The organism is Brevundimonas sp. (assembly GCF_051858995.1).
Lineage (GTDB): Bacteria > Pseudomonadota > Alphaproteobacteria > Caulobacterales > Caulobacteraceae > Brevundimonas.
In genome coordinates this window covers 437,765-449,892 of the sequence record NZ_JBHYGN010000007.1, presented here as the reverse complement: position 1 = coordinate 449,892, position 12,128 = coordinate 437,765, and the positions used below count along the sequence as shown (strand labels likewise).

Annotated in this window: 9 protein-coding genes; 5 read left to right on the top strand and 4 right to left on the bottom strand. The window is 70.2% G+C overall.

Annotated elements, in window-relative coordinates; all coding sequences use genetic code 11:
• Positions 1 to 52: 52 nt before the first annotated feature.
• The gene (gene folD / locus ACTIEF_RS07105) at positions 53 to 976 is read right to left on the bottom strand and encodes a bifunctional methylenetetrahydrofolate dehydrogenase/methenyltetrahydrofolate cyclohydrolase FolD (RefSeq protein WP_439471415.1); all 924 of its coding nucleotides are present in this window, start codon (positions 974 to 976) and stop codon (positions 53 to 55) included.
• Positions 977 to 1,076: 100 nt separating this feature from the next.
• Between folD and ACTIEF_RS07100 the strand changes: the two genes are divergently transcribed.
• Positions 1,077 to 2,918: a PPC domain-containing protein gene (locus ACTIEF_RS07100; protein WP_439471414.1), complete on the top strand. Its 1,842-nt coding sequence runs from the start codon at positions 1,077 to 1,079 to the stop codon at positions 2,916 to 2,918.
• Positions 2,919 to 2,935: 17 nt separating this feature from the next.
• The gene (gene fni / locus ACTIEF_RS07095) at positions 2,936 to 3,958 is read left to right on the top strand and encodes a type 2 isopentenyl-diphosphate Delta-isomerase (protein ID WP_439471413.1); all 1,023 of its coding nucleotides are present in this window, start codon (positions 2,936 to 2,938) and stop codon (positions 3,956 to 3,958) included.
• Positions 3,959 to 4,551: 593 nt separating this feature from the next.
• On the opposite strand, the gene hutH is transcribed toward fni, so the two are convergent.
• The 3 genes from hutH to hutG all read right to left on the bottom strand — a co-directional run bounded on the left by hutH (position 4,552) and on the right by hutG (position 8,717).
• Complete coding sequence (hutH, locus tag ACTIEF_RS07090; RefSeq protein ID WP_439471412.1) at positions 4,552 to 6,081, bottom strand: histidine ammonia-lyase; 1,530 nt, start codon at positions 6,079 to 6,081, stop codon at positions 4,552 to 4,554.
• A gap of 159 nt (positions 6,082 to 6,240) precedes the next feature.
• Positions 6,241 to 7,896 (bottom strand): urocanate hydratase, encoded by a 1,656-nt coding sequence (gene hutU / locus ACTIEF_RS07085; RefSeq protein ID WP_439471411.1) that lies wholly within the window; start codon positions 7,894 to 7,896, stop codon positions 6,241 to 6,243.
• A 2-nt stretch (positions 7,897 to 7,898) separates the two neighbouring features.
• Positions 7,899 to 8,717, bottom strand: a complete 819-nt coding sequence (gene hutG, locus ACTIEF_RS07080) for an N-formylglutamate deformylase (RefSeq protein WP_439471410.1) — start codon at positions 8,715 to 8,717, stop codon at positions 7,899 to 7,901.
• Positions 8,718 to 8,784: 67 nt separating this feature from the next.
• Here hutG and ACTIEF_RS07075 point away from each other — a divergent pair, with 67 nt between their 5' ends.
• From ACTIEF_RS07075 to hutI, 3 genes are read left to right on the top strand one after another with little or no spacing between them, the layout of a single operon-like run.
• Positions 8,785 to 10,158 carry a formimidoylglutamate deiminase gene (locus tag ACTIEF_RS07075; protein ID WP_439471409.1) on the top strand — a complete coding sequence of 458 codons (1,374 nt, stop codon included), beginning with the start codon at positions 8,785 to 8,787 and terminating at the stop codon, positions 10,156 to 10,158.
• Positions 10,155 to 10,856 (top strand): histidine utilization repressor, encoded by a 702-nt coding sequence (gene hutC, locus ACTIEF_RS07070; protein WP_439471408.1) that lies wholly within the window; start codon positions 10,155 to 10,157, stop codon positions 10,854 to 10,856. Before ACTIEF_RS07075 ends, hutC begins: the two co-directional genes overlap by 4 nt.
• The gene (gene hutI / locus ACTIEF_RS07065; RefSeq protein WP_439471407.1) at positions 10,853 to 12,049 is read left to right on the top strand and encodes an imidazolonepropionase; all 1,197 of its coding nucleotides are present in this window, start codon (positions 10,853 to 10,855) and stop codon (positions 12,047 to 12,049) included. The genes hutC and hutI overlap by 4 nt, the downstream gene beginning before the upstream one ends.
• Positions 12,050 to 12,128: the final 79 nt, after the last annotated feature.

Sequence of the window (12,128 nt, the reverse complement as noted above, 5' to 3'; positions counted from 1 at the left end):
GCGTCTCCTCAGACTGCGTTGAGAAAGACTATTGGGCCGGACTCGTTCCGGTTCAAGCGTCCAGCGACTCGGCGTCCACACCTATGCTGCGGCAGGCGGCGGTATAGGTGTTGGCCAGCAGGCAGGCGATGGTCATGGGACCCACGCCGCCGGGCACCGGGGTGATGCGACCGGCCACGGCGGCGGCCTCGTCGAAGGCGACATCGCCGACCACGCGGGTCTTGCCCTCGGCGGCCTTGACCGGGTCCTTGGACGGGACGCGGTTGATGCCGACGTCGATGACGGTGGCTCCCGGCTTGATCCAGTCGCCGCGCACCATCTCCGGACGGCCCACGGCGGCGACGACGATGTCGGCGGTGCGGCACAGGGCGGGCAAATCCTTCGTGCGCGAGTGGGCGATGGTGACGGTGCAGCTCTCGGCCAGCAGAAGCTGGGCCATCGGCTTGCCGACGATGTTGGAACGGCCGACGACCACGGCGTTCAGCCCGGTCAGGTCGCCCAGCTCGGCGCGCAGCAGCATGATGCAGCCCAGCGGGGTGCAGGGCACGAGGCCCGGCAGGCCGACGGCCAGACGGCCGGCGTTGACCACGTGGAAGCCGTCGACGTCCTTGTCCGGGTCGATGGCGTCCAGCACGGCGCTGCTGTCGATGTGGCCTGGCAGGGGCAACTGGACGAGGATGCCGTGGATGCCCGCGTCGGCGTTCAGGTCGGCGATCAGGGCCAGAAGCTCGGCCTGAGTCGTCGTGTCGGGCAGCCGGTGGGTGTCGGAGCGCATGCCGGCCCGCTGGGTCGTCTCGCCCTTGTTCCGGACATAGATCTGGCTGGCGGGGTCCTCGCCGACGATGACGACCGCCAGTCCCGGCTTCACGCCATGGGCGCTTTCGAGGCGGGCGGAGGCGGCGGCGACGCGATCCACCAGACCGGCCGCGAAGGCCTTGCCGTCAATCAGGGTCGCGCGGGCGGGGTCGGCCGTCATGGGTCTCGGCTCCAATAGTCAGGAATCGTGCGGTGCGCGCGATTTACAGAGGGGCGGGTTCGGCGTCTATGATCGTCACCGACTCCCAGGGGATACGCGTATGCGCCGATCGACCATTCTAGCCGCCGTCAGCAGTCTGGCGCTCGTCGCCGCCGTCGCGGGGCCCGCTTTCGCGCAGGAGGCGCAGCCCCTGGCGGTGGGGGACCAGATCGAGGGCGAGATCGCCGACGGCGACGCCACGGCCCCGGAAGACGCCTATCGCTATGACCGCTACGCCGTGACCGCGACCGCGGGCCAGCGGTTCGAGGCCATCCTGCGCGCCGACATGTTCGACGCCTATCTGGAGGTCCGGACCGAGGCCGAGGATGGCGATCCGATCGCCAGCGACGACGACGGCCTGGGCGAGGGCACCCACTCGCGCCTGCGCTTCACCGCCCCGGCGGACGGCGTCTACATCCTGCGCGCCCGCACCCTGTCGGGGATCGAGGGCGGCGCCTATACCCTGAGCCTGACCGAGCGGGAGCCGGCCAAGGCTCCGCCAGAACCGGGCGCCATCACCCTGGGGCAGACGGTGCAGGGCGACATCGGCGACGGCGACCCGGAGACCGACGACGGCGGCCGCTATCAGGCCTGGACCTTCAGCGGGCGTCAGGGCGACCGGATCCAGCTGGCGCTGGACAGCGACGCCTTCGACCCGACGGTGGTGATCGGCCGGACCGTGGACGGGGTCTTCACCCAACTGGCCATGAATGACGACGGCGCGGAGGCCGGGCTGAACTCGCGGCTGGTCTTCACCCTGCCGGAGACCGGCGCCTATGTGATCCGGGCCGTGCCGCTGAACACCGAGGCGAGCGGCGCCTACAGCCTGACCCTGTCCGAAGGCCCGGCGCCGATCCCGGCGCAGGGAATCCGGATCGGCGACACGGTGCGCGGCGAGCTGACCGACAGCGACGGGCTGAGCGCCAATGAGGTGCGGGCCGACGCCTACCGCTTCAGCGGGCGCGAGGGCCAGCGGGTCCGCATCGACATGACCTCGAGCGCCTTCGACACCTTCATCGAGCTGTTCGACGAGAACCAGGTCAGCCTGGCGACGGACGACGACGGCGGGCCGGAGGGGACCAACTCGCGTCTGGTCTTCACCCTGCCCAAGACCGGCGCCTACGTTATCGAGGCGCGGGCCTTCTCGGACTCGCGGGGCCGTTACAGCCTGTCGATCACCGAGGTGGCGCCTGACAAGCCGCCCCAGCCGCTGGCCTTCGGCACGACGCTGGAAGGCGAGATCGGCGAGGCCGACTCCCGCGACAACGACGACCGCGGATATGACGCCTTCGTCTTCGAGGGCCGCGAGGGCCAGCGCGTCCGGGCCATCATGCGCTCGGGCGACTTCGACACCTATCTGCAGATCGGCAATGCCGAGGGTGAGTTCAGCCCGCTGGCGCAGGACGACGACGGCCTGGGCGAGGGGACGGACTCGCGCCTGAACTTCACCCTGCCGACCGACGGCCGCTATGTGCTGCGCGCCTCGCCGCTGGGGTCGGACGGCAAGGGCCTGTACTCGCTGGAACTGCAGGACCGGGGCCCGCAGCCGCGGCCGGGCAGCCTGCTGATCGGCACGACCGCGCATGGGGTGCTGACCGAGAGCGACGCCACCGCCGACGACAACAGCTTCTATGACGCCTACCGCGTGACGGTGAAGGAAGACGAGAAGCTGATCATCCTGATGGTCTCCAACGAAGTCGACAGCTACCTGACCATCGGTCGGCCGGGCGAGGGCGAGGAGGAGAGCTTCGAGGGTCTGGCGTCGGACGACGACGGCCTGTCGGACACCCACGCCAAGCTGGAATGGACCGCGCCGGAGGACGGCGTGTACGAAATCCGCGCCGGGACGTTCCAACAGGGCCAGACGGGGTCCTACGCCCTGATCGTCGAGAAGAAGCCCTGACGGCTTCGGAGCCGTTGATGACCGATATCGTCGCTCGCAAGGACCAGCATCTGGACGTCATCCTGTCGGGCAAGGCACGGCACGGGCGGGACAGCGGACTGGATGCGGTGCGTTTCGTCCATGAGGCCCTGCCGGATCTCGACTACGGCAAGATCGACCTGGGCGCCGACTTCCTGGGGCGAAGGCTGAAGGCGCCGCTGCTGATCAGCTCGATGACCGGAGGACCGGCGCGGGCCGAGGCGATCAACGCCCGGCTGGCGGAGGCCGCCCAGTCGCTGGGCATCGCCCTGGCGGTCGGCTCGCAGCGGGCGGCGCTTGAGGCGGAAGCGGGCACGCCGGGGCTGGACATGGCCCTGAGGCTGAAGGCGCCCGACACCCCGATCCTGGCCAATATCGGCGCGGCCCAGTTGACCCGGGGGGTCGGCCCCGACGAGGCGCGGCGGATCGTGGACATGGTGGCCGCCGACGCCCTGATCGTGCACCTGAACCCGCTGCAGGAGGCCTGTCAGCCCGAGGGCGATCGGGACTGGTGGGGCGTGGGCGCGGCGCTGGAAGCGCTGATCCGGGCGGCGGACTTCCCCGTGGTGGTCAAGGAGACCGGCGCGGGCCTGTCGGCGGCGACCTGCAAGCGGCTGGCCGAGATGGGCGTGGCGGCGCTGGACGTGGCCGGGGCGGGCGGCTCGAACTGGGCGCTGGTCGAGGGCGAGCGGGCCGGGGCGGAGGCGGACAAGCGCCACGCCGCCGCCTTCGCCGACTGGGGCATTCCGACGGCGCGAGCCATCGCCGAGGCGCGGGCGGCCTGTCCCCGGACCTTGATCATCGGCTCGGGCGGCATCCGCGACGGGGTGGATGCGGCCAGGGCGATCCGGCTGGGGGCCGACATGGTCGGTCAGGCGGCGGGGGTGCTGGACGCCGCCATGGTCTCGACCGAGGCGGTGGTGGCGCATTTCCAGACGGTGATCCGGCAGATGCGGACGGTGTGCTTCTGCACCGGCTCGGCGAACCTGACGGCGCTGGCGCGGGCGCCGCTGGAAGCCTGAAAAGTGCACTCGGAAAAAAAGCGAGTGCACATGGTGCGCATTTTCGCGTGAGACGGGGTGGCTGAGGGGCGTTTCAACCGTGACGGAGAGCGTCGGGCATAAGGCCGGGAGCCGGGCGACGGGGGCTCGGCGAGGGTTTCGGTGCGGCGGGGCATTCAGCCTGTGCTCAACCCAAAGGGAGCGTCACGGACCGCGATGTCAAAGACCGGATCACAGTCTGACATGCCGATGCGTCAAATTTGGTCGTAGGGTCCGAGCTTGTCATCCCGGCCGTAGCGAAGCGGAGAGCCGGGACGGTGGTGGTGTCTCTGTTTCCCCCTTCCGGACAGCCCGCAGGGCTGAGCCGGAAGACGCGTAGCCACACGCTTGATCTTGCCCGCCGGAGCGCGCCGCCAGCCGTCGCCCGGATAACCGCTGGCGCGGCTTCCGGGCGGGGGGAGACAATTGGGCCGTCCCGTCCCGGCTCTCCGCTTCGCGTCGGCCGGGATGACAAGGAGTTGCGGCTTACGCCGAATGCTGGCGGACGGCCCTCACCCTGATCGCTTCCCTCTCAAAGGCCTTAAGCCCTCTCCCAGAGGGAGAGGGGAATGAAACTACGCCGACGGAAGCAGGTCCGCGGCGAACACGCGATACCGGCCCGCGCGCACCGTCGCCGTGGCCCGCGCTATGTCCGGGGCGAAGTATTTGTCGGAGACGTAGGGCTCGGCGGCTTCGCGGACGATGCTCCAGACCTGCTCCAGATCGGGCGAAGAGGTCAGAGGGCGGTGGAAGTCCAAGCCCTGCGCGGCGGCCAGCAGTTCGATGCCGACGACGGTGGCGGTGTTCTCGGCCATGTCGAGCAGGCGGCGGGCGCCGTGGGTGGCCATGGAGACGTGGTCTTCCTGGTTGGCGCTGGTCGGCACGGTGTCGATGACGCAGGGGTGGGCGACCATGCGGTTCTCGGCCACGAGGGCGGCGGCGGTCACCTGGGCGATCATGAAGCCGGAGTTCAGGCCGCTTTCCTTGACCAGGAAGGCGGGCAGTTCGCTCATCTTCGGATCGACCAGGATGGCGGTGCGGCGCTCGGAGATGTTGCCGATTTCGCACAGGGCCATGGCGATCTGATCTGCAGCATAAGCAACAGGTTCAGCGTGGAAGTTGCCGCCCGAGATGACATCCCCGTCGTCGATGAAGACCAGCGGATTGTCGGTCACGGCATTGGCCTCGCGCACCAGCATGGCGGCGGCGTTGCGCAGCACGTCGAGGGTGGCGCCCATGACCTGGGGCTGGCAGCGCAGGGAGTAGGGGTCCTGCACCTTGGCGCAGTCGTGGCGGTGGCTGTCGCGGATGGCCGAGCCGGCGATCAGGGCGCGCAGGCGGGCGGCGACGTCGATCTGGCCCGGCTGACCGCGCAGGGCGTGGATGCGCGGATCGAACGGGGCGTCCGAGCCCTTGAGCGCATCAACCGACAGGGCGCCGGCGGCGACGCCCGCGGCGAAGCAGGCCTCGGCGGCGAACAGGCCCGCCAGCGCCAGGGCGGTCGAGCACTGGGTGCCGTTGAGCAGGGCCAGGCCCTCCTTGGGGCCGAGCACGACGGGCTTGAGGCCGACGCGGGCCATGGCGGCCTCGGCGGACAGGACTTCGCCGTTGTGGCGGGCCTCGCCGACGCCGATCAGGACGCAGGACATATGGGCCAGCGGCGCCAGATCGCCCGAGGCGCCGACCGAGCCCTTGGACGGGATGGACGGCAGGATGTCGGCGTTCACCAGCGCGATCAGGGCCTCCAGCGTGCCGCGACGGACGCCCGAAGCACCCTTTGACAGGCTGGCGATCTTCAGCACCAGCAGCAGGCGGGTGACCGCGTCGGACAGCGGGGCGCCGACGCCGCAGGCGTGGCTGAGGACGAGGTTCTTCTGAAGGGTTTCAAGGTCTTCCGGCGCGATGCTGGTGTTCGCCAGCAGGCCGAAGCCGGTGTTGATCCCATAGACGGTGCGGCCCTCGGCAAGGATGGCGGCGACGACGGCCGCGCCCTTTTCGACGTTCGCCCAGGCTGTGTCGGTCAGGCTGACCGTGACCGGGCCTTCGAGCACGGCGCGGAGTTGCGGCAGGGTGAGCGGGGATTGGCCGATGGTGATGTGGGTCATCTCGATCCTTCTCCCTTCCCCTCAAGGGGGAAGGGCCGGGGATGGGGTGGTGGCAGTCAGTTGAAGGTCTGGCGCGCGAGGCGACGGAGCCTTTTGTAAGAAGCGGGAAAGAGTGTGCGACCACCCCCACCCAACCCTCCCCCCTCGAGGGGGAGGGCTCTAGAGGGAGGGCAGGTTCAGGCCATGTTCGCGGGCGGCCTGTTTGGCGATCTCGTAGCCCGCGTCGGCGTGGCGCATGACGCCGGTGGCGGGGTCGTTCCAGAGGACGCGTTCGAGGCGGGCGGCGGCTTCCGGCGTGCCGTCGGCGACGATGACGACGCCCGAGTGCTGGCTGTAGCCCATGCCGACGCCGCCGCCGTGGTGGAGCGACACCCAGCTGGCGCCCGAGGCGGTGTTGAGCAGGGCGTTGAGCAGGGGCCAGTCGGAGACGGCGTCGGAGCCGTCCATCATGGCCTCGGTCTCGCGGTTGGGGCTGGCGACCGAGCCGGAGTCGAGATGGTCGCGGCCGATGACGATGGGGCCCGAGAGCTCGCCCGAGGCGACCATGTCATTGAACATCAGGCCGGCGCGGTGGCGGTCGCCCAGACCGATCCAGCAGATGCGGGCGGGCAGGCCCTGGAAGGCGATGCGCTCGCCGGCCATGTCGAGCCAGCGGTGCAGGCCCGCGTTGTCCGGGAAGAGCTTTTTCATCGCCGCGTCGGTCTTGCGGATGTCTTCCGGATCGCCGGTCAGGGAGGCCCAGCGGAAGGGGCCGACGCCGCGGCAGAAGAGGGGGCGGATGTAGGCCGGAACGAAGCCGGGGAAGTCGAAGGCGTTGGCGACGCCCGCGTCGAAGGCCACCTGACGGATGTTGTTGCCGTAGTCGGTGACCGGGATGCCCATGGCCTCGAAATCGAGCATGGCCTGGACGTGGACGGCGCAGGACTGGCGGGCGGCGGCCTCGACGGCGGCGGGGTCGGACTGGCGTTTGTCCTCCCACTCGGCGACGGTCCAGCCGATGGGCAGGTAGCCGTTGACGAGGTCGTGGGCGCTGGTCTGGTCGGTGACCAGATCGGGGCGCACACCGCGCTTGACCAGTTCAGGCAGGACTTCAGCCGCGTTGCCCAACAGGCCGACGGATATGGCTTTTCCGGTCGATTTGGCGTCTTCCATCAGGGCCAGCGCTTCATCCAGCGTTTCGGCCATGACGTCGAGGTAGCGCGTCCGGAGACGCATCTCGATGCGGCTGCGCTGGCATTCGATAGCGAGGCAGGAGGCGCCCGCCATGGTCGCCGCCAGCGTCTGGGCGCCGCCCATGCCGCCGAGGCCGGCGGTCAGGATCCACTTGCCCGACCAGTCGCCGCCGTAGTGCTGGCGACCGGCCTCCATGAAGGTCTCATAGGTGCCCTGAACGATGCCCTGAGTGCCGATGTAGATCCACGAGCCGGCGGTCATCTGGCCGTACATGGCCAGACCCTTCCTATCGAGCTCGTTGAAGTGGTCCCAGGTCGCCCATTTCGGGACCAGGTTGGAGTTGGCGATCAGGACGCGCGGGGCGTCGGCATGGGTGCGGAAGACGCCGACCGGCTTGCCCGACTGGACCAGCAGGGTCTGGTCGGCCTCGAGCGCGCGGAGTTGTTCGACGATGGTGTCGAAAGCCTGCCAGTTGCGGGCCGCCTTGCCGATGCCGCCATAGACGACGAGGTCTTCAGGGCGCTCGGCGACCTCGGGATCGAGGTTGTTCATCATCATGCGCAGGGCGGCCTCGGCGGCCCAGGTCTTGGCGGTCATCTCGAGACCGCGCGGCGAGCGGACGATGCGGGTGTTGGAGGTCATGGTCAGGCTCGCTGGCTGATCGCGAAGTCGCGGGCGGCGGTGAGGACGTCGCGCAGGGTGCGCGTGAGGGGGGCGGCGCGGGCGGCGTCGAACGGGGTGGGCCAGCTCGATGCGTCGATGACGGCGGGCTCGTCGACATAGCCGCGGCAAGCGAGTTCCATCTGGATCGCATGGGTTCCCTTGGCGGGCTGGCCATAATGCCGGGTGGTCCAGCCGCCCTTGAAGCGACCGTTGACGACATGGCTGTCGCCCGAGGCGATGCAGGCGGCCTCGACGGCGGCGGTCAGGGCCGGATCGCAGGTGACGCCGCCGTTGTCGCCGATATTGAACTGCGGCAGCTGGCCGTCGAACAGGCGCGGGACGTGCGAGCGGATGGAGTGGGCGTCGTAGAGGACGACGGGGCCGTTGGCCGAGAGGCGCTCGATCTGGGCCATCAGGGCGGCGTGGTAGGGATCGAAGAACTCGGTGCGGCGCGCCTCGATTTCGACCGCATCGGGCTCCTGGCCGGGCTTGTAGAGCGGCTCGCCGTCGAAGGTCTCGGTGGGGCACAGGCCCGTGGTGGTCATGCCGGGGTAGAGGGACTGGCCCGAGGGATCGCGGTTCACGTCGATGACGCTGCGCGAAATGGCGGTGCGGACGGTCGTGGCGCCGAGCTCGCCGGCGAAGGCGTAGAGGCGGTCGATCCACCAGTCGGCGTCCTTGCGGGCGCGCCAGGGGTCGACCATCCGGGCCTCGATGGCCCCCGGGATATCCGTGCCGGTGTGGGGGAAGGCGACGATCAGGGGCGCATCGCCGGGCGTCACCGTCAGCCAGTCGCTCATGCTCGCCTCCGTCTTGTCAGGGTCTCGATTATGTATAGACATATTCGGGTCGATGGAGAGTTGTCCAGTGCCGGAAGTCGCCGCCCACAGCCTGTTTTTCTCTCGCGCCCTGCTGCCGGAGGGCTGGGCCGGGAATGTGAGGATCACTGTCGCCGACGGGGCGGTCTCGGCGGTGGAGACCGATGCGGTTCAGGCTCCGGGCGAGGCCGATCTGGGCGTGGTCCTGCCGGGCCTGTCGAACGTGCACAGCCATGCCTTCCAGCGGGCCATGGCCGGGCTGACGGAAGAGCGCGGGCCGAACGAGGGCGACGACTTCTGGTCGTGGCGAGCGCTGATGTATCGCTTCCTCGACCGGGGCGGGCCGGAGGAGATCGAGGCGATCACGGCGCTGGCGTTTGCCGAGATGCTGGAAGGCGGCTTCACCCGGGTGGGGGAGTTCCACTATCTGCACAATGACCCGGACGGGCAGGCCTATGCGGACCGGGGCGAGCTGGCGGGACGGATCGCAGCGGCGGCGGACCAGACGGGGATCGCCCTGACCCTGCTACCGGTCTTCTATGCCCATGCGGGCTTCGGCGGGACGCCGCCCGCGCACGGACAGCGCCGCTTTATCAATAACATCGACGGCTTCTCCAAGCTGATGGATGAAAGCCGGAGGATCGCCTCCAGCCTGCCGGATGCCGTGGTCGGCGTGGCGCCGCACAGCCTGCGGGCGGTGACACCGGAGGAGATCGCGGCCGTGGTCCCGATGGCGGGCGGCGGGCCGGTGCACATCCATGCGGCGGAGCAGACGAAGGAAGTGCAGGACTGCCTAGGCTGGTCCGGCGCGCGGCCGGTGCAGTGGCTGCTGGACAATGTCGGGCTGGACCGGCGCTGGTGCCTGATCCACGCGACCCATCTGACGGCGGACGAGACGACGCGGATGGCGCGGAGCGGCGCCGTGGCGGGCCTGTGCCCGGTGACCGAAGCCAATCTGGGCGACGGCGTCTTCCCGGCGGTGGACTTCTTCGCCCAGGGCGGGACCTTCGGGGTCGGGACCGACTCGAACGTGCTGATCGACGCGGGGGGCGAGTTGCGGGCGCTGGAGTACAGCCAGCGGCTGACGCGGCGCGGGCGGGCGGTGCTGGCGGACAAGGAAGCCTCGACCGGCGGGACCCTGTACAGGCGCGCGCTGGCGGGCGGGGCGCAGGCGACCCAAGGGACGACCGGGATCGCGGTCGGGCAGGCGGCGGACTTCGTCTCGCTGGAGACGGATGACCTGGCCTATGCGGGCCGGAGCGACGACGCCCTGCTGGACAGTCTGGTGTTCGCCGGGCCGAAGCGGGCGATCCGCACGGTCTGGCGGCGGGGGCGGGCGGTGGTCGAGAACGGTCGCCATGTGGGTCGCGACGCCATCGAGGCGCGCTATCGCCGGGCGCTGGACGCCGTGCTGGGCGGATGAGTTCGCTGCATCGCCGGATCGGCGCGGACATCGAACGGCGCATCCTGTCGGGCGAGTGGCAGCCCGGCGCTCGGGTGCCGACGGAGGCCGAACTGCAGGCGGAATACGGCTGCGCGCGGATGACGGTGTCCAAGGCGCTGACGGACCTGTCGGCGCGCGGGCTGATCGTGCGGCGGCGCCGGGCGGGATCCGTGGTGGCGCGGCCGCCCGTGCATTCCGCCGTGCTGGACATTCCCGACATCGCCGCCGAGATCGCGGCGCGCGGCATGGCCTATGGCTATGAGCGGCTGGAGCGGTCCGAACGGGCGACGACGGCCGATGAGGCCTGGCTGGGCGAGCGGGTGGTGGCGGTGGCCTGCCTGCACCGGGCCGATGGCGCGCCGTTCGCGCTGGAACGGCGCCTGATCGGGCTGGAGGCGACGCCGGAGGCGGCGGGTGAGGATTTCGAGACGGTGTCGCCGGGCGGCTGGCTTCTGAAGCGGGCGCCGTGGACCGAGGCCGAACACCGGATCGCGGCGGTGGCGGCGGACCGGGAGACGGCCCTGAGGCTGGATCTGGCGGTGGGCGAGGCCTGTCTGAAGCTGGAGCGCCGGACCTGGGCCGACGGCCGGGGCGTGACCTGGGCGTGGCAGACCTTTCCCGGGCAGGCCTATGATCTGGTCGCCCGCTTCTCTCCCGCGCGGCTGGAGGTCCGATGAGCACCCTTCTACTGACCGACTGCCATGTGGCGACCATGGTTCCCGGTGCGCCTTACGGAGCCATGGAGGACGCCGCCATCCTGATCCGCGACGGGAAGATCGCCTGGGTCGGGCCGGAGGCGGAGGCGCCGGCGGCGGACGCGGTCGAGCGGCTGGACGGGCGCTGGGTCACGCCGGGTCTGATCGACTGCCATACGCATCTGGTGTTCGGCGGCGACCGGTCGGGCGAGTTCGAGCAGCGGCTGGGCGGGGCGACCTATGAGGAGATAGCGCGGGCCGAAGGCGGCATCGTCTCCTCGGTGAAGGCCACGCGGGCGGCGTCGGAGGACGAACTCTACGCGTCGGCCCTGTCGCGGCTGGAGGGGCTGAAGGCCACGGGCGTGACGACGGTGGAGATCAAGTCCGGCTACGGGCTGGATCGGGAGAGCGAGCTGGCCATGCTGCGCGTGGCGCGGCGGATCGGGCGCGAGGCGGGGGTGCGGGTGCGGACCAGCTATCTGGGCCTTCACGCCGTGCCGCCAGAGCTGAAGGCGGATCGCGGCGCCTATGTCGATCTGGCCATCGACGGAATCTTGCCGGAGGCCCATGCGCAGGGGCTGGTCGACATGGTCGACGCCTATTGCGAGCCGATCGCCTTCACCACCGAAGAAGTGTCGCGCCTGTTCGAGAAGGCGAAGGCGCTGGGCCTGCCGGTCAAGCTGCACGCCGACCAGTTGTCGGACGGCGGCGGGGCGGCGCTGGCGGCGAAGTATGACGCCCTGTCGGCGGACCATGTGGAGCACACGACCGAGACGGGCGTGAAGGCGATGGCGGAAGCGGGGGTGGTCGCCGTGCTGCTGCCGGGCGCCTTCCTGATGCTGCGCGAGACGACCCTGCCGCCGGTGGCCCTGTTCCGTCGGCACGGGGTGGAAATGGCGGTGGCGACGGACTGCAATCCCGGCACCTCTCCGGTGGCCTCGATGACGGCGGCGCTGAACCTGGCCTGCGTCCAGTTCCGCCTGACGCCGGAGGAGGCGCTGGCCGGGGCGACGCGGGTGGCGGCCAAGGCGCTGGGCCTGACCGGCGTCGGCACGATCGAGGTCGGCAAGGCAGCGGATCTGGCCGTCTGGGACATCAGCCGCCCGGCCGAGCTCTGCTACTGGCTGGGCAAGCCGCTGCTGCACAGCCGCTATGTGAACGGCATGGTCGGATAACGCGAATCTCCGCAGGCTGCGCGGATGCGCAAGCCCCGCGACCGCACTGAAGACCTGCTGATCGTCGCCACGGTGGTGG